Annotated in this window: 21 protein-coding genes and 1 pseudogene; 13 read left to right on the forward strand and 9 right to left on the reverse strand. The window is 59.6% G+C overall.

The features are described from left to right. Positions 1 to 65: 65 nt before the first annotated feature. From ACFFU4_RS14400 to ACFFU4_RS14410, 3 genes and pseudogenes are all read left to right on the forward strand, one after another. Positions 66 to 395: pseudogene (locus tag ACFFU4_RS14400) on the forward strand (transposase); the annotation flags it as partial. A gap of 215 nt (positions 396 to 610) precedes the next feature. Next, positions 611 to 919 carry a hypothetical protein gene (locus ACFFU4_RS14405; protein ID WP_377070503.1) on the forward strand — a complete coding sequence of 103 codons (309 nt, stop codon included), beginning with the start codon at positions 611 to 613 and terminating at the stop codon, positions 917 to 919. A gap of 10 nt (positions 920 to 929) precedes the next feature. Beyond that, complete coding sequence (locus ACFFU4_RS14410; RefSeq protein WP_377070504.1) at positions 930 to 1,661, forward strand: ZIP family metal transporter; 732 nt, start codon at positions 930 to 932, stop codon at positions 1,659 to 1,661. A gap of 26 nt (positions 1,662 to 1,687) precedes the next feature. Here ACFFU4_RS14410 and ACFFU4_RS14415 read toward each other — a convergent pair whose 3' ends face one another. After that, complete coding sequence (locus tag ACFFU4_RS14415) at positions 1,688 to 2,098, reverse strand: hypothetical protein (RefSeq protein ID WP_377070505.1); 411 nt, start codon at positions 2,096 to 2,098, stop codon at positions 1,688 to 1,690. A 71-nt stretch (positions 2,099 to 2,169) separates the two neighbouring features. Beyond that, a complete protein-coding gene (locus ACFFU4_RS14420; RefSeq protein ID WP_377070506.1) occupies positions 2,170 to 3,072 on the reverse strand; it encodes a hydrogen peroxide-inducible genes activator in 903 nt (300 codons plus the stop codon). A 111-nt stretch (positions 3,073 to 3,183) separates the two neighbouring features. On the opposite strand from ACFFU4_RS14420, the gene ACFFU4_RS14425 reads away from it, so the two are divergent. The 5 genes from ACFFU4_RS14425 to ACFFU4_RS14445 all read left to right on the forward strand — a co-directional run bounded on the left by ACFFU4_RS14425 (position 3,184) and on the right by ACFFU4_RS14445 (position 7,648). Beyond that, entirely contained in the window at positions 3,184 to 3,828 is a 645-nt protein-coding gene (locus ACFFU4_RS14425; protein WP_377070507.1) for a peroxiredoxin, read from the forward strand. A 68-nt stretch (positions 3,829 to 3,896) separates the two neighbouring features. Continuing rightward, complete coding sequence (locus ACFFU4_RS14430) at positions 3,897 to 4,340, forward strand: Dps family protein (RefSeq protein WP_377070508.1); 444 nt, start codon at positions 3,897 to 3,899, stop codon at positions 4,338 to 4,340. Between the two features lie 50 nt (positions 4,341 to 4,390). Beyond that, entirely contained in the window at positions 4,391 to 5,263 is an 873-nt protein-coding gene (locus tag ACFFU4_RS14435; protein WP_377070526.1) for an MBL fold metallo-hydrolase, read from the forward strand. 121 nt (positions 5,264 to 5,384) lie between these two features. After that, entirely contained in the window at positions 5,385 to 7,031 is a 1,647-nt protein-coding gene (locus ACFFU4_RS14440) for a tetrathionate reductase family octaheme c-type cytochrome (protein ID WP_377070509.1), read from the forward strand. An 11-nt stretch (positions 7,032 to 7,042) separates the two neighbouring features. Further along, complete coding sequence (locus ACFFU4_RS14445; RefSeq protein WP_377070511.1) at positions 7,043 to 7,648, forward strand: cytochrome b/b6 domain-containing protein; 606 nt, start codon at positions 7,043 to 7,045, stop codon at positions 7,646 to 7,648. A 60-nt stretch (positions 7,649 to 7,708) separates the two neighbouring features. On the opposite strand, the gene ACFFU4_RS14450 is transcribed toward ACFFU4_RS14445, so the two are convergent. The 7 genes from ACFFU4_RS14450 to ACFFU4_RS14480 form a co-directional block, all read right to left on the reverse strand. Continuing rightward, positions 7,709 to 8,200 (reverse strand): bacterioferritin, encoded by a 492-nt coding sequence (locus ACFFU4_RS14450; RefSeq protein ID WP_377070512.1) that lies wholly within the window; start codon positions 8,198 to 8,200, stop codon positions 7,709 to 7,711. A gap of 55 nt (positions 8,201 to 8,255) precedes the next feature. Next, positions 8,256 to 8,387: a cytochrome bd-I oxidase subunit CydX gene (gene cydX, locus ACFFU4_RS14455; RefSeq protein WP_377070513.1), complete on the reverse strand. Its 132-nt coding sequence runs from the start codon at positions 8,385 to 8,387 to the stop codon at positions 8,256 to 8,258. Positions 8,388 to 8,403: 16 nt separating this feature from the next. Continuing rightward, positions 8,404 to 9,564, reverse strand: coding sequence for a cytochrome d ubiquinol oxidase subunit II (cydB, locus tag ACFFU4_RS14460; RefSeq protein WP_377070514.1), 1,161 nt, complete (start codon positions 9,562 to 9,564; stop codon positions 8,404 to 8,406). A gap of 5 nt (positions 9,565 to 9,569) precedes the next feature. Then, positions 9,570 to 11,183, reverse strand: a complete 1,614-nt coding sequence (locus tag ACFFU4_RS14465) for a cytochrome ubiquinol oxidase subunit I (protein ID WP_377070515.1) — start codon at positions 11,181 to 11,183, stop codon at positions 9,570 to 9,572. A 126-nt stretch (positions 11,184 to 11,309) separates the two neighbouring features. Continuing rightward, entirely contained in the window at positions 11,310 to 12,911 is a 1,602-nt protein-coding gene (locus ACFFU4_RS14470; RefSeq protein WP_377070516.1) for an amino acid ABC transporter ATP-binding/permease protein, read from the reverse strand. Further along, positions 12,911 to 14,581: an ABC transporter ATP-binding protein/permease gene (locus ACFFU4_RS14475; protein ID WP_377070517.1), complete on the reverse strand. Its 1,671-nt coding sequence runs from the start codon at positions 14,579 to 14,581 to the stop codon at positions 12,911 to 12,913. The genes ACFFU4_RS14470 and ACFFU4_RS14475 overlap by 1 nt, the downstream gene beginning before the upstream one ends. A gap of 220 nt (positions 14,582 to 14,801) precedes the next feature. After that, positions 14,802 to 15,302: a hypothetical protein gene (locus tag ACFFU4_RS14480; protein WP_377070518.1), complete on the reverse strand. Its 501-nt coding sequence runs from the start codon at positions 15,300 to 15,302 to the stop codon at positions 14,802 to 14,804. A gap of 181 nt (positions 15,303 to 15,483) precedes the next feature. Between ACFFU4_RS14480 and ACFFU4_RS14485 the strand changes: the two genes are divergently transcribed. The 5 genes from ACFFU4_RS14485 (at position 15,484) to ACFFU4_RS14505 (ending at position 20,371) form a co-directional block, all read left to right on the forward strand. Further along, positions 15,484 to 15,645: a hypothetical protein gene (locus ACFFU4_RS14485; protein ID WP_377070520.1), complete on the forward strand. Its 162-nt coding sequence runs from the start codon at positions 15,484 to 15,486 to the stop codon at positions 15,643 to 15,645. Further along, complete coding sequence (locus ACFFU4_RS14490) at positions 15,629 to 15,847, forward strand: helix-turn-helix domain-containing protein (protein WP_377070521.1); 219 nt, start codon at positions 15,629 to 15,631, stop codon at positions 15,845 to 15,847. Before ACFFU4_RS14485 ends, ACFFU4_RS14490 begins: the two co-directional genes overlap by 17 nt. Positions 15,848 to 16,005: 158 nt before the next feature. After that, positions 16,006 to 17,682 carry a site-specific integrase gene (locus ACFFU4_RS14495; RefSeq protein WP_377070522.1) on the forward strand — a complete coding sequence of 559 codons (1,677 nt, stop codon included), beginning with the start codon at positions 16,006 to 16,008 and terminating at the stop codon, positions 17,680 to 17,682. A gap of 113 nt (positions 17,683 to 17,795) precedes the next feature. Beyond that, on the forward strand, positions 17,796 to 18,728 hold the full coding sequence (locus ACFFU4_RS14500; protein ID WP_377070524.1) for a tyrosine-type recombinase/integrase: 933 nt from the start codon (positions 17,796 to 17,798) through the stop codon (positions 18,726 to 18,728). A 2-nt stretch (positions 18,729 to 18,730) separates the two neighbouring features. Continuing rightward, complete coding sequence (locus ACFFU4_RS14505) at positions 18,731 to 20,371, forward strand: recombinase family protein (protein WP_377070525.1); 1,641 nt, start codon at positions 18,731 to 18,733, stop codon at positions 20,369 to 20,371. The last annotated feature ends 23 nt before the right edge of the window (positions 20,372 to 20,394 follow it).

The following is a 20,394-nucleotide window of genomic DNA, read 5'->3' on the forward strand; positions in this document are numbered from 1 at the left end:
GCGTGGCATGACGTCAGCGGGGTATGGGGCCGTCACACCCGAAGCGCAAGTTGCGCAACAATGCCAAATGCCACGATGCCATCGCCGACCGCGGGGCACATGCCATCGTTCCACCGCGCAGGAACGCCAACCCCTGGAAGCCCAGCACCAAGGGTGCCGTGGCGCGCAATGAGACCCTGCGGGCCTCAAAATACCTCGGCCGTGCGATCTGGCGACGATGGAGCGGATACCACCGCCGGAGCCGCGTCGAGACCAAGATGCACTGTATGAAATTGCTGGGGCAGCGCCTCATGGCAAGAGACTTCGACCGCCAGGTCGCAGAAATCCATGTCCGCATCGCCGTCCTCAACGACTACACCGCGCTCGGCATACCCATCACTGAGCCCGTAGGATAAGTCTTTTTAAAGAAAGGGAAACTTCGTTCTGCAGACGATTTGTGCAACAGAGTCCATTCAGAAAAAGACAAAATCGATTGGGCGAACCATAGCCGAATAACTTGCATCAAGTCGCATCTTTGATCCGCCGGTACTATTGTCGAGGAGTACTGACGATTCGTCGCCGGCTCGCGGCACGCAAATTGGCAACGGTTTGCTTGGGGGATAAGAATTCGATGGACCGCACCAGATACGACAAAGCCCTACTCGATCCCACGGACATCTACGACGCACCGGCCGACATCTTGGCGGACGATACGCTTTCGGATGCCCAGAAAATCGAAATTCTGCGCCGTTGGGAATACGACGCTGCCGAGAGCAGCGTTGCCGAGGAAGAAGGCATGAAGGATAAGCGATCGTTGCTCTTGCGCGAGATACTTCTTGCTCTCGGATCGCTTGTTGAGGAAATGGACCTCGATCATACGCCGCCGACGAAGCAGGGCGGCCTTGACCGACGCGCCGTGAAATCCTTCGACGACAGATAGGTCCGAATGGATGCTGCATTCAGTCCCACCGGCCGTTTACGCAAGTCTCGTCGCCGGAGCGGTCACAACCGTCGGGATTATCGTCGTGCGGCGATTCAGCGATTGGGGCCGAAGCAACTCAGCCTATTTTGCATGTTTCGCGGCCGGCGTCCTGATTGCCGTGTCCTTCATGCACCTGATTCCGAAAAGCCTGGACATTAGCACCAACGCGCCGCTGATGATGCTGACCGGGTTCCTGTCGCTACATGTCTTCAACCGGTTTCTGAACACCAAGGTCTGCGACAGGCAAGGTAGTGCCGAGTTCGCGATCGGTGTCGTTGCCATGATCGGGATCGGGTTTCATTCGCTGATCGACGGAATGATCTACTCGGTTACATTCTCGGTCAGTTTCTTCACCGGGTTCCTGTCCGCCTTGGGGATGGTTCTTCATGAGTTCCCCGAGGGAATCGTCACTTTTGTGCTGCTTCTGCGCGGTGGGTTTTCGGAACGTAAATCCTTGTGGTTTGCTTTCTGCGCCGCCGCACTTACAACCCCACTGGGCACGCTGATTTCGATTCCTTGGATCAGTCAAGCAGCGCCCCAGTTGCTCGGCAACTTGCTGGCACTGTCGGCCGGTGCCCTGTTCTACGTTGGAGCAACACACCTGCTGCCGATGGCGGAACGCGAATCAAAAAAGCACTCGCTCGTTGCCTTGGTCGCGGGTGTGGCGACCGCGTTCGGCATCATACTCAGCACCGGTTGAATCCAGACTGCGCCTCCAGCTTGGGATCAATAAGTGAAGGCTATCACCGCAAACAGGACTGAAAGCAGCGCGGAAACCATGCCGGACAGGCCCAATGGTCGGATGATCGGCGGGGGTGGAGCTTTTCGTGCCATCAGGATCTGTGCTGAGGCGGAAACGACTGTCAGAGCCACGACGGCCGCGATCTTGATCCAGAATGCAGCCGTGAAACCGCTCCAGCCAGCGTAGATCGCATAGACGAGTGCGATTCCGGTAATCCACAGGACGGCGAGGGATATGGCCGATAGCCGCGCGACGTTTTTCTGAACCGCTGCGAACGCCTGTTTCACGTCTGCCTGCGATCGCGCTTGCTGGCGGCTGGCAGCCATGTTGGCGACGCCTCCGCCTATTGCCACAGCCAAGGCGACGAAGTGGAGAAACTTCAATAACTCTATCATGTTCCGTTTCCCAATGGTTTCCTTAGACTATGCGTGTTTGCAATCTCAGAATCAATTTGCCGCCGGAGGTCTCATCGCGGCATAGATGCGTTGCGACACTTTGTCAGAAGCTCGGCCAGTTCCCAAAACAGCACGGCCCGTGCCGATGTTCCCCGCCACGCCAATACCACATGCCGCGGGCAGGCATCGACAAGCGGGCGCAACTCGATCGCGTGCCCGGCCGCAACACCCGAGTCGACCGCGAGCTTAGGCAGCAACGTGACCCCCAACCCCTCGCTGACCATTGAGATCAGCGTCGGCAAACTGGTGGCCGAAAAGCTGTCATCCTGCCGGATATCCCGGTTGGGAAAGGCCGACAACGCATGCCGCTGCAGGCAATGTCCCCTTTCCAGCAACATAAGGCGGGCGCCCTCCAGGTCTGCGCCATGCAACTCTGTGGCCGAGCCGTCGGAATAGCCCACCGGTGCAGCCAGGACGTATCCGTCATCGAAGAGTTCAGCGGTCTCAAGGTCTCCGATATCGAAAGGCCGGGCGACGAGCGCCGCGTCGAGCCGACCGCTCACCAGCCCGTCGAGCAGCGATTCCGTCAACTCTTCGCGCAGAAAGATCCGCAGATCGGGAAACGCCTCGCGGATGACGGGAAGGGCCTTGGGCATCAGATAAGGGCCGATGGTTGGGATGGCCCCGAGGCGCAGATCTCCGGCATTGGGATTGCGCCGATCCGCGGCCAGATCCTCGATTTCGCGCGCAGCCAGAAGGATGCCACGCGCCCGCTCTGCGATCTCCTGCCCGATCGGTGTGATGATGACCGTGCGCTTGGTGCGCTCGGCCAGTTGCACACCCAGAACGCCCTCAAGTTCCTTCAGGCCGCTGCTGAGGGTGGGTTGCGTGACGTGGCAGGTCTCCGCCGCGTGCGAGAAATGCTGCTCATCCACAAGCGCGACAAGAAACCTCAGTTGGCGCAGGGTGATCATGAAAACCCCATTAATAGATTCTGTATATAATTACTATCCAAAACATTTATTTCAACTATATATTTCTGCACCCTATCTTCAGTGCATCAACAGCACTGAAGGAACCTCGACATGACCGATCAATCCTCCGTTCCCATGCCACGCCTGAATGAGCCGGCACCGGATTTCGATGCGCCCACCACTGCGGGCCAGAAATCGCTGCAGGATTATAGTGGCAAATGGCTGATCCTGTTTTCGCACCCGGCCGACTTCACGCCAGTGTGCACCACCGAGTTCATCGCCTTCGCCAAGAAGCAGGGCGATTTCGCCGCGCGAGACACGGAATTGCTGGGCCTGTCGATCGACAGCCACTATTCCCATATTGCCTGGATGCTGAACATCAAGGAAAAGTTCGGCGTTGATATCAACTTCCCGATTATCGCGGATCTGAATATGAGGGTCGCGCAGGACTATGGCATGATCCAGCCGGGCGCGTCGGATACTGCCGCCGTGCGGGCCACGTTCATCATCGACCCCGAGGGCGTACTGCGCGCGATGGTTTATTACCCGATGAATGCCGGGCGTTCGGTCGATGAAATCTACCGCCTGCTGGTGGCGCTTCAGACCGCCGAGGACAACGCCTGCGCGATGCCGGAAAACTGGAAGCCCGGTGACCCGGTCATCGTCCCGCCCCCAGCAACCGCCGAAGCGGCCGAAGCTCGTCCGGGCGAAGGCTATGACACGGTCGACTGGTACTTCTCGACCCGCCAACTCTGAACCGGCTGGGCCTGGCAGATTTTCCGGGCCCAACTCCAGATGCCTCATTTGTTTCAAGGAGATCTCCCATGACCAACGCGGCCCAAGCCAATATCGAGAGCCTGACGGGCATTCTGGCCCGCACCTTCCGGCTCTACATACAGACACACGGCTATCACTGGAATGTTGAAGGTCCGCAATTCGTGCAACTGCACCAGACCTTCGAAGAGCAGTACCAGGAGCTCTGGAATTCGCTCGACGATATTGCCGAACGCATCCGTGCCTTGGGTGCCTACGCGCCCGGTTCCGCCACCGCCCTCATCAACCTGGCCGGTGATGAAGCGTCGCCAGCAAGCACAGCCGAGCAAATGGTCGACAACCTGATTGCGGTCCACTTCGACCTGGCAGCCAAACTTCGCGATGCAATCGTCCTGGCTCAGAATGCAGAGGACGAGCCGTCAGCGGGCATGCTGGCTGACCGTTTGGAATGGCACGAAAAACAGCTTTGGATGATGCAAGCCAGCCGAAAGTAGTTCGTGTGCACCAACTGCACCGCGCCGATCGCTATAAAGGAGTCAAAACAATGTCCAATCCTATTGTTCATTCTTTCTGGGACCAGCCGACAGGCAGCTGGCAATATGTTTTCCACGACCCCTCGACCATGAAAGGCGCAATCATCGATCCGGTCCTGGATTTCGATCCAATGTCTGGCGCAACCTCGACTGAGAACGCCGAAGAAATCCTCACATACGTCCGAGACGTCGGAATTTCGATCGAATGGATTCTCGACACGCATCCCCATGCTGACCATTTCTCTGCCGCCGCTTGGCTGAAAGGTCAACTTGGCGTGCCGACGGGTATCGGTGAGAAGGTGACGAAGGTCCAGAAGCTCTGGAAGGAAATTTACAACCTGCCAAAGGACTTTCCGACCGACGGTCGACAATGGGATCGACTGTTCTCGGATGGCGAGGAATTCATGGTCGGAGAAGTTCCCGTTCGGGTCTTGTATTCGCCAGGGCACACACTGGCATCGGTGACGTATGTCGCCGGAGACGCCGCCTTTGTTCACGACACGCTGATGATGCCCGATAGCGGCACAAGCCGCGCGGATTTCCCCGGTGGCGATGCCGGAGCCTTGTTCGCATCGATTCAGAGAATTCTTTCTCTGCCGGATGAGACGCGCGTATTTGTCGGCCATGACTACGCGCCGGACGGGCGCGAAGCGCAATGCGAGTCAACGGTGGCAATACAGAAAGCCACCAATATTCATCTGAAGGATCACAGCGGAGAAGCCGCTTATGTCGAACGGCGGGAGCAACGCGACGCCACGCTTCCGTTGCCGAAACTGATGCTGGCGGCACTTCAGATCAATATCCGCGGTGGCAGCAAGCCCGAAGCCGAAGAGAATGGGCGAACCTATCTCAAAATCCCGCTGGACTACTTCGAGCCAAGATAGGTGGACAAAAACTAAGTATGGCTGCGCCACCATGGCGCAGCCGTCGTGTTTGAATTGCAGAAACCATCAGTCCCAGTTAGGCTTTTGCGCACATGCGCTTGCAATTGGGGCCGGTGGATTCATGACCAATGCCATCTCGAACAGCCTTCGGACACTCGGCCTGATTACCGCGTTCTTTGGATTTGCCGTGTCTGCATACGCGCAAATGCAGGAAAGCGATACGACAGCGGATCATTCGAAGTTCGAAGAGTTGGAGGGGCCGTTCGCCTCTGGCCCTGAAGTGACAAGGGCCTGCCTGTCCTGCCATACGGAGGCCGCCGAGCAGTTTCAGGATTCCATTCACTGGACCTGGCAATATGAACACCCCGAAACTGGGCAACTGCTGGGCAAGAGGCATGTCATCAACGCCTTTTGCGGCAACGTGGTCACAAACGAACGGCGCTGCACGTCTTGCCATGCCGGCTATGGTTGGGAGGACACCGAAACATTCGATTTCACGGCGCAGGACAAGGTTGATTGCCTTGTTTGTCACGATACCACGGGAACCTATGCGAAGTGGCCCGACAAGGCGGGCCATCCGATCTACGAACCGGTGGACCGCGTGAGCGCGCTGTCACCCTATGCGGCCGAACTGCTGCAGGAAAATGTCGACGGCACCATCACGCACATGCCGCCGGACTTGGCCAAAGTGGCCCAGAATGTGGGCACCCCGGGGCGAGAGAACTGTGGCAGCTGCCACTTCTATGGCGGTGGTGGTGACAACGTGAAGCATGGTGATCTGTCTTCGGCCCTGGCCACACCCGACCCGCATGTCGACGTGCATATGTCACCCGACGGCGCCAACATGGTCTGCACCGACTGCCACACTGCGCAAGGGCACGCATGGCCCGGCTCGCGCTATCTGGGCACGGTCAAGGATAACAGCGTGCAGATGCCAGGGTTTCGTCGTCCCGATGTTCTGAGTTGCCAAAGCTGCCATAGCGATGAGCCACATGCTATGGCTTCGCTGATGGGCCTGAAGCTCAACGACCATACCGATAGAGTGGCCTGCCAGACCTGTCATATCCCCGAGTTTGCAAAGGGCGGCGTCGCCACCAAGACGTGGTGGGACTGGTCAACCGCAGGGCAATTGAGGGATGGCCGGCCTTTCTCGTTGGAAGATGAGGAAACGGGACGGCATAGCTACCTCTCTACCAAAGGCGATTTCGAATGGGGCATGGATGTGGTCCCGACCTATGAATTCTGGAACGGCGTGGTCGAGTACACGCTTCTCGGCGAAAAGATCGACCCGAACGGCATGGTCGGCATCAACAGGATTCACGGTGGCGCTAACGATCCGGGCTCGGTCATCTATCCATTCAAACGAATGTCGGGCCGGCAGGCTTATGACGAGATCAACGAGTATCTGCTTTTGAACAATGTCTACGGCCCCGAAGGCGACACCGCGCTCTGGACCAATTTCAATTGGGAAAAGGCACTGGCCGCCGGAATGGAAGCAACTGATATACCCTATTCCGGAAAATACGCCTTTACCGATACCGAAATGTGGTGGCCCACCACGCATATGGTCGCCCCGGCCGCCGAAGCGCTGGATTGCCAGAGTTGCCATGCCAGGGACGGGCGACTGGCCAATCTGGCCGGTCTCTACATTCCCGGGCGCGACGGGTTCGCCCTGACCGATCGGATCGGATTGATCCTGCTGGCTCTTTCTCTGGCCGGGGTTCTGGGGCATGCCGCGATCCGAGTCGTCGCGGCCCGGCGGAAATGAGGAGGCGAGAGATGGCAGCAAAGCAGTACGTGAAGATCTTCGCCCGGTTCGAACGGTTCTGGCACTGGTCGCAAGCAGTGCTGGTGCTGGGCTTGCTCTTGACCGGCGCACGTCTGCACGGCCTGATCGGCGGTCTTGATTGGCAGGCAGCCTTCGGGCTCCATCTCATCATGGCCGGGCTGATCATCGTGTTGTGGATTTTTGCGATTTTCTGGCATTTTACCACCGGCCAGTGGCAGCACTACATCCCCACATTTCGCAACCTGCTGGCGGTTATCCGCTTCTATGGCTGGGGCATCTTCCTGGGCGAGGCGCACCCGGGCAAGCCCACGATCCACCGCAAGCACAACCCGCTGCAAAGGCTGAGCTACCTGTTTCTGAAACTGGTGATCAACCCGGCAATCTGGGTAACCGGCGTGCTTTACCTGACCGTCAATATCACGGGGTTAGACCTGTCGACGGTCGCTTGGGCGCATGTGGTTGCGGCGTATGCAATGGCCATTTTCGTGGTGATCCATGTCTACATGGCGACCACGGGCGAAACCGTCGGGGCCTACCTGAAGGCAATGATCACTGGATACGAGTGGGTCGTGGTCGACGAAGACAAACCTGCCTGACATGCATGCGGGGTGGGCACCGGCCGGCGCCCGCCCCAGCTGCCCCGCCGCGAAGGGACGTCACCCGGCGGACTCATCATCCTCACCGAATGATACCAGCTTGGCGCTATAGGTCTTTTCGCCAAGCCTCTCGATCAGGTCGAGTTGCAGTTCCAGCCAGGATTTGTGCCCCTCTTCATCCAGCGCGACCTTTTCGAACAGCATCCGGGTGCCGATATCACCTGTCTCACCGGCATGCATGGCCGCCTTCGTGTAGAACCCGATGGCCTCTTCCTCGTCCGAGAGGTCCGCCCTGAACATGTCGGGCAGCGTTTCAGCCTGCTGCGGTGTCTTCTCGAATCCGATCTCCGGCGCGGCCTTGAGGAACATGAGACGCTCGATGAACTGATCGGAATGGCCCAGCTCCTCCTGCATTTCCTCGCGCATCTGGCCGGCCAGACGGGTCAGCCCCCAATCGTCCAGCGTGTGGGCATGCAACTGATACTGATGCGCTGCCGTCAATTCCATCTTCACGGCCTGCTGAAGATATTCGATCGTCTTTTCGTTGGACATGGTCTTGCTCCTGGTTGATCTGGCAGTCCTGTTCGGCGGCCTGTTATGGTCGGCGTCAATCTGGGGGCTGATCCTCATCCCCGTCCGCGATGATGCGGGCATCCTCGCGTATCTCCAGCCACATGGCGTTCAGCACAGCGAACATCGCCGCCAGCGGCAGGCCGAGCAGCCAGGCAAAATACCACATATCCTATCTCCTTTCCTTAGTATCCGTGACCACCGCCGGTGATCTGTTCCTCGGTCACCTTGCCCCAGAGCACCTTGTAGACCCAGGCCGTGTAGGCCAGGATCAGGGGCATGAAGATCGCCGTCATCACCAGCATGACGAACAGCGTCTGGTGCGAGGATGAACTGTCCCACACGGTCAGGGAGCTGCTCGGATCGACGGTCGAGGGCAGGATGAAGGGGAACATCGTCAGCCCGACCGACGAGATGATCCCGAGGATCGCGATCTTGGACCACAGGAGCGTCGAGACCTCTCGCCCGGCGCGCAACCCCAGAACCGCAAACGTAATGCCGACAAAGCCCATCGCCGGGGCGACCGCGATCCACGGTCGCTCGCCATAGGCCGAAAGCCAACTGCCGCCGCGCGCAACCTCGCTGTAAAGCGGATTCGAAGGACCGTCGCGCACCACCTCGCCGATGATCGCATACCCATCGACACCAAAGGCCAGCCAGAGACCGGCCAGGGCATATCCGGCGGCCGCGACGATCCCAGCCCATGTGCCGATCATCCGGGCGCGCAGAGCCACGACCCCCTCGGCCTTCAGAGACAGCCACGCGGCACCATGCATCAGCAGCATCGAGAACGACACCACCCCTGCCAAAAGCGCGAAGGGCCGCAGCAGCCCGAGGAACTTGCCGTAGAACGTGCCCTCATACATCGGGAACAGGTCTTCGGTCAGGTGGAACGGTACGCCGAGCAAGACATTGCCCACCGCCACCCCAAACAGAAGCGCGGGCACCGCACCGCCCGCGAACAGAACCCAGTCCCAGGCGCGGCGCCAACGGGTATCCTCACGGCTGGACCGGTACTTGAATGCGACGGCCCGCACGATCAGCGCCGCGAGAATGACGAACATCGCCAGGTAGAAGCCAGAAAAACTCACCGCGTAAAGCGGTGGCCAGGCGGCGAAGATCGCGCCGCCGCCAAGGATGAACCAGACCTGGTTGCCTTCCCAGACGGGCCCGACGGTGTTGATGGCCACGCGGCGTTCGACATCCGTCTTGCCTACGAAGGGCAGCAGCGCACCGACGCCCATGTCGAACCCGTCGGTCAGCGCAAACCCGATGAGCAGCACGCCGAGCAGTCCCCACCAGATCACGCGCAAAAGTTCGAAGCTTATGAGTTCATACAGGATCATCTGACTTACTCCGCAGGTTCAGGGGCGAATGGCCCTTTGCCGTCATGGGTGCGCAGCCGATGCTCGTGCCTGGCCATCCACGCCTCGGTTTCCTCAACATCCTCGGACGGCCCCTTGCGAATGTATTTCAGCATTAGGCCCATCTCGATGATGAACAGCACGGTGTAGAAGGTCACGAAACCTGCCAATGTGATCAACAATTCCGCCACGCTGAGGTGGCTGGCCGACAGCGCCGTTGGTAGCACGCCATCAACGGTCCAGGGCTGGCGCCCGTATTCGGCAACGAACCAGCCCAACTCGGCCGCGATCCAGGGCGTCGGGATGATGATGACCGCCAGCCACAGCGCGGGACGCGGAAAATGCATCCCCTTGAATGAGGCCTGCACAAAGAAATACGCCATGACCGCGATATAGGAAAAGCCCAGGCCGACCATGATCCGGAACGCCCAGAACAAGGGCGCCACGCCTGGAACTGTATCCTCGGCCGCCATTGCGATCTGCTGCTCGTTCGCGTCTCGCGGATCATCCACGTAGCGCTTGAGAAGGAAGGCATATCCCAGATCGTCGGACGACTGTTCGAAGAGACGCCGCGCCTCGTCGGGGACGTTGCCGCGCGTCTCGCGGATCGTCATCAGAGCGTCGTAAGCAATGATGCCGTTACGAATGCGCTTTTCGGCCTCCTCTACCAGATCATTAATCCCCGGCATTTCTTCGGTCAGCGAGCGTGTCCCAATTAGCCCCATCACCCATGGAATTTCGATCGCGTAATGCGTCTCACGCGCCTCTTTGTCGGGAAAGCCCACAAGATTGAAGGGTGCTGGGGCGTCATGCGTCTCCCACATCCCCTCGATCGCGGCCAGTTTCATCTTCTGTGTATGCGTCGCCGAATACCCGGACTCGTCGCCCAACACGACCACAGACAGCGCAGCAGCCAACCCGAAGCTCGATGCGACCGTGACCGATCGCCGGGCAAGCTCGGTGTGCCGGCCCTTGAGCAGATACCACGCCGACACGCCCATTACGAAGACGGCGGCGGTGACGTAGCCCGCACTGACGGTGTGCACGAACTTGGCCTGCGCGACCTGGTTGAAAACCACATCGAAGAAGCTGGTCATCTCCATGCGCATGGTTTCGGGATTGAAGACCGCTCCCACGGGGTTCTGCATCCAGCCGTTGGCGATCAGAATCCAAAGTGCCGACAGGTTAGAACCAAGCGCCACCAGCCAGGTGACGATCATGTGTTGCACCTCCGACAGTTTGTCCCAACCGAAAAAGAAGAGCCCCACGAAGGTGGCTTCGAGGAAGAAGGCCATCAGCCCTTCGACCGCCAATGGAGCGCCGAAGATGTCACCGACATAGTGGCTGTAGTAGCTCCAGTTCATTCCGAACTGGAATTCCATGGTGATGCCGGTGGCCACCCCCAGCACGAAGTTGATGCCGAACAGCGTACCCCAGAACTTCGTCATCTGCCGCCAGATCGGGCGGCCCGTCATCACGTAAACCGTTTCCATGATTGCCAGCAGGATCGACAAACCCAGCGTCAGCGGCACAAAAAGAAAATGATACATCGCTGTCATCGCGAATTGCAGACGCGACAGCTCGACAATATCGAACTCCATCTTCAACTCCTTGATCCCCGAGGATCATCTAGGATTCATCATTCACAACTATTTGTTGCATCTTCCTTCCCATTTTGCCAGCTAACACTGATCCACATCAACTGCGGTGACACCGTCACCAATTGATCAATTCTGCAATGTAACCTTATCTGAGAATATGGAATGCTCCGCACCACGGTGCAGCGCCGCAACGATTGTCGCCCCGGGCAATGCTCGTCGAATGCCAATCATTACCCGTTCGGCGGTTGTTTCGTCCAGGCCCTCCGTGGGCTCGTCAAGCAACAACAACTGCGGTTGTCTGAGCAGCGCTCTAGCTATACAAAGCCGTTTAGCCTGCCCCCCCGATAGACCCGAACCACCTTCTCCAAGGCAAAGGTCCAGCCCGCCACGTGCGCGGATTGCCTGCTCCAGATCGACGGCCTTCAGCGCCTGCCACATTTGCGCCTCGGCGACGGAACCGGCCAAGGACAGATTGTCGCGGATAGTTCCGGCCAGCAGGGCGCTACGTTGCGGGACAACGGTCACGATCTTCCTCAGCTTCGCCTCCGGCCAGTCCTCCGGGCTTTTCCCGTGGAGTCGGATCCCTTCTGCCGGCAGCATCCCTGCAATCTGCATCAACAGATTTGTCTTGCCACTACCGCTGGCCCCGGTAAGCGCTACGGTGCCCCCAGCTGGCACGATCAGGTCGATCTTTTCAGTTCGGATTAGCAGCAGCGGCCCACTTTCGGCAACTGGCGCTGGCGCCTGCGAGGGCCCGGCGTCGGTTTCCTCAGGTCCCCAGACACGCCCGGCCGCGCTGACCATCCGCCCCAGTTCGGCAAATCCGCGCCGAAGCGGAAGCAAGCTTTCGGCCAGCGCGATCGCGACGAACAGCCCGATGACAGCGCGCGCCGGTCCGATTGCCTCTTGGGCCAACATCGCCCCTCCGGCAAGGAATGCTAAGGCAGTGACAATGGAAACAGAGGCCGAAAGCGCCGCACCTGCGCCACGCTCTTCCCGGTCAAGGACAGCCAATACCGCCCGCGCTTCCCTCTCAGAAGTGACGAGTTCCGCCTCCCGCTCGTTCAACCGCCCGCTCAGAATAAGAGCTTCTCGATCGCGGATCATATCAATGACGGACCGGCGCAGGCGTTGGTGGCGCGTTTCCGAATCGCCGGACGGCACAAGGCACCGCCGTGCCAGGCGCCAAAGGACCAAAATCGCAAGAAGCGCGTAGCCCGCCAGGATCGTCAGGGCCACCGGCCAACCGACCAGCAAGCCGAGCACCGCGAAAGCGATCCCATGCGCCAGTACAGCGGAGACCGAAGGCAAGAACAGCCGCAGAATAATCCCGTCCAAGGCATCGACATCCGAGATGATCTGTGTCAGCGCACCCTCGCTTCGCATTTCGGCCAGCACCCGTGAATCAGAGATCGCATGCCGCCGCAGAAGCGAAACCCGCAAGGCTGCCAATGCGCGCAGGGTCGCGTCATGGGTCAACAGGCGTTCACCGTAGCGGGCCGCCGTTCGGCCGAGCGCTAGAAACCGGATGCCGGCAGAGGGGCGGAACACGTCGAACGCGATGCCAATTCCGGCGAGACCGGCAAGTCCGGTAGCCGTAATGAACCAACCGGAGAGCCCCAGTAGCGCCGCGCCCATGAGCAGAACCACGACTGAAAGCGCCGCGCCTCGCAGCATGGCGTTGGGATCGGCCAGGATCAACAGGCGCGCGATCTTGAGGAGCGGCATCATGCCGCGACCTCGATACGGGCTTCCATCGCAGCGGCAAGCGCCCCATCATGGGTCGCGACAACCAGTGCGCGGCCCTGCCGCTTGAAGTCAATAAGCGCGTTGGTGACGCGATCCGCCGTTTCCTGGTCGAGATCCGCCGTCGGCTCATCAGCAAACACGACATCTCCGCCCATCATGACCGCCCGCGCGATCATCAGACGACGCGCCTCACCGCCGGAGACACCGCCACCTGTCTCGCCCAGCCGGGTAGTGAGTCCATTCGGCAGACGCGCTACGATCCGGTCGGCGTCGGCGACGCGAAGAGCATCCGTTGGCGCATCGCCGGTGCCACGCGGGTCAAGCCAGTCTCGGAGCGTCAGGTCCGAGAAATGTGGTCGTTGCGGCACGTATGCGACCCGCTGCCGCCATGCATCTGCCGTGGCATCGTCAAGCACCTGCCCGCAGACCTCGATCTCGCCGACCTCAAGCGGTACGAGCCCCAGAAGCGCGGCGATCATGGTACTCTTTCCCGCTCCGCTCGGACCCGTGACGGCGAGACTCTCGCCCGGTCCAAGCTGGACATCCGGCAGCCGGATCGTGCTGCCCGGCAATGCTACGACAGCACTTTGGGTTTTAATCGAGAATGCACCACGCAAGGGTGCACATCGAGTCGCGTTACCAAGGGGAGAAAGACGTTCAACTGCGTCGAGTCTATCCAGTTCATCCACCACCGCGTATCCTGCCGCCCGGTCATGCCATGCCGCGCCCAGATCCCGGAGCGGCTGGAAAAACTCCGGTGCGATCAGCAAGAGGAACAAACCTTCGCCAAGGGTGAGCGGCGTGCCCCAGCTCCCGAAATTGATCTCGCCGAGCAGGGTAAACCCCACGAAAACAGCCACAAGGGCGACCCCGAGCGCCGAGAACAACTCGAGTACGGTCGATGACAAGAACGCAATGCGCAAGACTGACATAGTCTTTCGGCGCAACTCATCAGCCCGGTTCGCGAAATCGGATGTGACCCGTTCCTCCGCGCCGAGCAAACGGATGTCCAGCATTGCAGAAAGCCGCTCCATGGTCATCTCGTTCAGGGTTCCGATCTCATCCATTTGCCGGCGCGAGGCAGCTTCTGCAGCCATACCCACCAACGCCATGAAAACCGGGATCAACGGCCCCGCGACAAGCAGGACCAACCCCGCAATCCATGACAAACTGAACGTCAGCGCAAAAAGCAGCAGCGGCAGCACCCTAACGCGCGTCATCGCCACGTGATACCGAGTGACCCACGGCTGCAGAAGCGGCAGCTTGTCAACCACCACCGCCGCAATGCCCGCCGAACCCATCGCAGATCTCTCACGCGCCTCGCGCCGGATCAGCACTTTGCGTTCACGTGCGATCGTCCGGTCGGCGGCGTCGAACAGCATCTGTCCCGCACGATGGTCAAGTGTCGCGCGCAGCAAGCCAACGATTGCAAACAGCCCTGCGGCAGGCAGTGCGCTCGCCAAGGGTGGTGCTTCCGCGACCCATTCCGCCACGCCCCAGGCCAGCGAAGCGGCCTGCAACGGCCACAACGCGCCGGACAATACCGATAACAGACCGGCCCAACGCAATTCGGCCGCGACCGGTGCGATGATTCTTTCCTTGGCGCGCGCGTTCTGCCTGACGACATCATTGCCGGGGTGCAGTGTCATGCTGTGATTGTATCACTCACAATATCGTTGAATTTCATTGTTTCGTCCCTCGCCTATGAAAGTCTTCCGACATCAAAACAATTGTGCCAGTGATCACAAGACTGATGACGGTTGAGCCGGCAAACCCGGCGCGGTTCAAATGGCTTCCCTCGCCTTTCTTGGCAAGTTATCCTTTCTCCGTGTGACCATAGCGGACCTTGCCATGATATCCGGGGAATGTTCAGAAAAGGCCAGTGACGAGGCGAGCCGGGCGGAGGACCCGGTTGATCTTGTTTATCTGCATTTCGATCGGATCAAACAGACGCTGCCGTTTCTCATTGCCGACTATGGCGATGACGGCGCGTTGAGCGAAGATCAAATCGAGAGTGTGGTACACAGTTTTCAGATGGACATTCGCGACGCCCGGAACCTTTCCGTCCTTCTGGGATACTCTCTGGACATCGACTCTGAAGTCGGCCTTGTCCGCGTAAAGCGAGAGCAAGGCAATTTCAAAAGACACCCACAAGGCAAGGACTTCATGAAAGTCTATGTCGACAACCACGGTAACGACATACTCGTTCGGCCGCGTGATAAGCGAAAGGTACCGGATGATCGACGCCTGAGCGTAGTCGAAAGCTGCTGCTATATTTGGCTTGATGCCGAGCGACCTCTCACGATCACGACCCGCCCAGACAAGCCAAGCTCCGAGCAACGCGATGGAGAGCTGATCAGGTTTATACAAACTGTAGTCAGCATGATTACAAAGCCAAAGCGTAAGATGAGTGGTGAGACACTGCGGCGTGACATCGAACGCGTACGCAGGCGTTTTCGACTGCGAGGTGATCTTGGTCCAAGTGATCGGCCCTAAACTGAACAATCAATACACTTGGTGATTCTCGGCGCTTTCACGCGATGGTCAGGGCATGACCCGCGAGCCCGAACACCCAAACCATTCGCCGGAGGAGCAGCACGTCACTGACGCCGCATTGGCGTTGGCGCGCCTGTTCGCGCGACAGGCGGCGGGGGACATGCAGCAGCTCGCGTCCGAGCAATCTGACGAGAGAGCCGATGAGCAAGACCAGTAAATCCGACTACAGCCAATACGGGCAAGCCGCGATGACGGTGAAAGACGTCGCGCGCAAGGACAACGTCTCCGAGAAAACCGTGCGTCGGGCCATCGAGGCCGGGCTTTTGGAGGTGATCCGCGTGGGCCCGGGTGGCCGCCTGATCCGCATTACACCGGCCGCACATATCGCCTACCGGATGGCCCGGAAAGGTGGCCAGTAATGTCCACTAATGTCTATTCAAATCAGCGCCTTGGGAGATTTCGGGAAGACATGCCCTCCGGAAGGAGGAAACTTTCCATGGTATAGTTTTCCCGAATGTCACCCCGTGTCCACTGAAGTCGTCCCGAGACCCACCATGACCAGGAAAGATGCACCCGAATGAAGATTTTCAGCCCCGAAGACCTGAGCAAGGCCCTGCTGCCGACCGGAACACCGATGTTCAGTGACCTCATCGCGCGGATCAAGGCCGACTCGTCCCTGGATGCCATCCGCAAGCGCGATATGGTCTCCGGCCTTCAACGGGTTGCCACGGCTCTTGGCATGGCGCCATCGAATGTGCCGGCGGCACCTCAATGGCTGCAACCCCGTCTGGAGGTTACCTCACACGCCGCACTCAACATCACGCAAAAGTCCTGGAAGAATCTGGTCAGCGATGCGCGAGCGGCCCTGGCCCATTGCGGGATCGTCAATAACCGCCGGAACCAACAAAAAGACCTCACACCCGGATGGCACGCCCTGTGGGAGAATGCCTGCAAGAGCGGAAAGGTTCATTCCGCGCTGGGCCGTTTTGTCCATTTCCTGGATCGCCTGGGCGTCCAGCCCGACGAGGTTGGTGATCAGCATGTGAAGGTGTTTCACGAGGCCCTGGTCGGGGATGAGATCCGCAAAAACCCCAAGGCCTCGCTGCGCAATGCCGTCAATGCGTGGAACCGCGCCGTCAAACATGTCCCCGGTTGGCCGCAGACGCGCCTTCAGGGGCTGGCCCCGAAAGTCGACAAAATCAAGCTTCCCCTTGAGAGCTATCCCTCAAGCTTCGCCGCTGACCTGACGCGCTTCAAGGAAACGGCCGGCCAGGTGAGCTTCTTTGATGAGTCGAATAAACGCCCTCTCGCCGCCGGTACGATCTTTGCTTATTCCCGGGTCCTGGAACGTTTTGCAGGCGGGCTTGTCCGGGCCGACGTACCCCCTGAGCGTATTACCGATCTTGGCGCACTCCTGTCCGAGGAAATGATCGAGACCGGCCTGCGCTGGTTTTATGCGCGCTATGAGAACCAAATAACGCCCGGCCTGAAAGAGATGATACTGGTTCTGCAGCAAGTCAGTCGCCGGCATCTCGGCCGCGCGGAACATCCCCTCCTCGACAAATACGCACAGCGGTTGCCAAGCAAACAGCCTGGCCTGACCGCAAAGAACCGCGCGCGCCTGCGCCCGATGATGGTCCCGGCCATGACATCCCAGATCATCAAGCTGCCCGAACTTCTGATCGAGCGCGCCGGTCAGGAGACCACGCACAAGGCCTGTCTGATGCGCGAAAGAGCGATTGCGCTTGCGATCCTGCTCTACTGCCCGATCCGGCGCGGCAACCTTGTCTCACTTGATTTGGATCGCCATCTGCAACGCCCCGGCGATGGCAAGGTTTACCTCGTGTTTCCAAAAGATGAGGTCAAGAACCGCCAACCGCTCGAGTTCGAACTGCCGCCGCAGCTCGTCCGGATGATCGAGCGCCACATCTCGCTGCGCTCGCCGCGCCTCTGCCCACCGGGCACGCCCTATCTGTTTCCCAAGCGCGACGGTTCACGCCCGATGCAGGCAGAACAGCTGGCCGACAGCTTGAAGCTCTGCCTGAAGCGCGAGCTTGGGCTTGACGTCAATATGCACCTCTTTCGCCATTTTGCAGCACACCTTCTGCTTAAATCCGCGCCCGGCAACTATGAGGCGGCGCGCCGTCTTTTGGGCCATTCCCGACTGAGCAGTACGATCAATGCCTATACGGGCATCGAGACCACAGAGGTGTCGCGTCGCTATGGCGAGATCATCGAGGGGCTGAAACAATGAGCGTGCACGTCCGCATCCTTCCGATTGATGACTGGCCACCATGTGATCAGGACTTGTGGCACCGTGCCATACGAAACGGCGGGCTTTTCGATGAGGTCGGGCCACTGGCTCACATGACCGAGCAAACCCTCGGCATGATCATGAGGGGCTATGGAAAATGGCTTTCCTGGCTGAGCAAGGTTCACCCGGAATTACTGTCGGTTCATCCGGCCGACCGTCTTGATCTCGAGACCTTTGTCAGCTTCATCGAATCCAACGCACATCTGTCACCACACACGCAGCATTTCTATGCCGATACCACGCTACGCCTGCTGAGCCGCTGTTTCCCGGATCGAGAGTGGGGACAGGTCAAGCGCGCTGTGCTGCTCCTTCAGGGGCGAGCCAAGGCGTATGTCAGCCACCGCAAAGACGGGCGTATCCTGTCCGGTGCTCATGTCTTGGGAGAAGCAATGGAGTTGGAAACTTCTGCACATCAAAGCACCGGAAGTGATCAACAAAGAGCCCTGCGGCAACGTAACGGTACGATCATCGCTTTCCTCGCGTTGATCCCGATCCGGCGCCGCGCCCTCACCAGCTTGCGCCTTGGCGAGTCCGTGGTCATTGACGGCGATGACCTGCTGATCGTGATGCGCCCCGATTTGACCAAGACCAAAAGCCATTGGGAAACGCTGGTGCCGACATCCATTGCACCTCTCCTGGTGCGCTACATTCAGTTGACACGACCTGCCCTCATGATCCAAGGCGGGCATGATCACAACTATCTCTGGGTTACGAACCGGGGCGCACCAATCAGTGACACCTCCATGGGAACGCTGATCCGCAATCAGACACGCAAGCTTTTTGGCGTGCCGATCTCACCGCATCTGTTCCGGGACATTGCCGCCACGACCATGGCCCGCGCATCGCCAGAAGCCGTGGGCAACATCCGATCGCTTCTGGATCATCGTGGCCACGAGACCGCAGAGAAGTACTATAATCACGCAACTGCGCTTGAGATCGGCCGCAATCACGCGCAGCTTATCGACAGCATCCGGCAGGGAGACTGATCATGCGGATTGCGATCTACGCGCGCTTTTCTTCGGCAATGCAGAGTGAGGCGTCGATCGAAGACCAGACACGCCTTTGCGTGGAGCATGCCGATCGGCTTGGCGGGTCGGTCGTAGGCACATTCAGCGACATGGCGCTTTCCGGGGCGTCGATGCACCGCCCGGGTCTGGAAAGCCTGATGAGGCAAGCTGAGCAAGGTGCGTTTGATATCGTTCTGGTCGAGGCGCTAGACAGGCTGAGCCGTGACCAGGCGGATATGGCGACGTTGTTCAAGCGCCTCAGCTTTCATGGCGTCAAGATAGTGACGCTGTCCGAGGGCGAGATCGACGAGTTGCATGTCGGGCTCAAGGGCACGATGAACCAACTCTTCCTCAAGGACCTGGCCAACAAGACGCGCCGCGGACTGCGGGGGCGTGTTGAAGCCGGGCGCTCGGGCGGCGGCAAATCCTATGGATACGACGTTGTCCGCCGGATCGGGGACGATGGCGAGATCGTCACCGGTGAACGGACCATCAATGAGTATGAGGCCGAGATCATCCGGCGCATCTTTCGGGAGTTCAACGAGGGCCGCTCCCCCAAGGCGATTGCGCGGAGGCTGAACGAGGATGGGCTCCCTGGCCCGCGCGGGCGGATGTGGCGCGACACCGCCATTCGGGGTCACCGGACGCGGGGCACGGGCATCCTGAACAACGAGCTTTATATCGGGCGCATGGTCTGGAACCGGCTGCGCTACATCAAGGACCCAACGACGGGCCGGCGTGTATCGCGCCTTAACCCTCAGTCGCAGTGGGTTGTCACCGACGTCCCCGAGCTGCGCATCGTGGAGGATGACCTCTGGGCCGCAGCAAAACACCGCCAGGGCGAGATCGAGAGCAGCCCGCGCGTACAGGGCATCAAGCAAAGCCGTTTCTGGGAGAAGAAGCGACAGAAGCACCTGCTTACCGGGTTGTTGAGATGCGGCTGTTGTGGTGGCGGGTTTGCCGCCGTGGGACGGGATTACGTGGCGTGCTCTGCGGCGCGCAAACTTGGCACATGCGCGCAGAAAAAGTCTTTCAAGCGGGGTGAGCTGGAAGCCGCAGTGCTCGATCTGTTGAAGGACCGCCTCATGCAGCCGGATGCGGTCGCCGAGTTCGTGGCAGTATTCACGAAGGAAGCGAACGGACAACGCGATGCACAGGCGGCCGACCGCAAGCGCGCGCAGAAGGACCGCGACACGCTCGCCAAGAAGCTTGACGGGCTGTACGACGCGGTTGCGAATGGATTGCGCACCCGCGGCCTTCTTGAGCGTCTTGAGGGAATGGAAGCCGAGTTGAAGGCATTGGATGCGGCGCTGGCCGCGCCCGCGCCATCCCCCGTGCGGTTGCATCCCAATCTCGCGGAGCAATATCGCCACAAGGTCGCCGATCTGGCCGCGACGTTAACGGATCCAGAGTTGCGGACACCTGCCCTGGAGATCATCCGCGGCCTCATCGAGCGGGTGATCGTTACCGTTGACGACGAGGGTCATGTTTCGCTTGAGCTTTTTGGGGCTATCACCGCAATGATCGAGGCCGCCCAGCCTGGTGCGCTGGCGGATGTTGACCATGGTTCGGTGGAAGTGGTTGCGGGAGTAGGATTTGAACCTACGACCTTCAGGTTATGAGCCTGACGAGCTACCTGGCTGCT

The sequence above is a fragment of the Roseovarius ramblicola genome, from assembly GCF_042430665.1.
GTDB lineage: Bacteria > Pseudomonadota > Alphaproteobacteria > Rhodobacterales > Rhodobacteraceae > Roseovarius > Roseovarius ramblicola.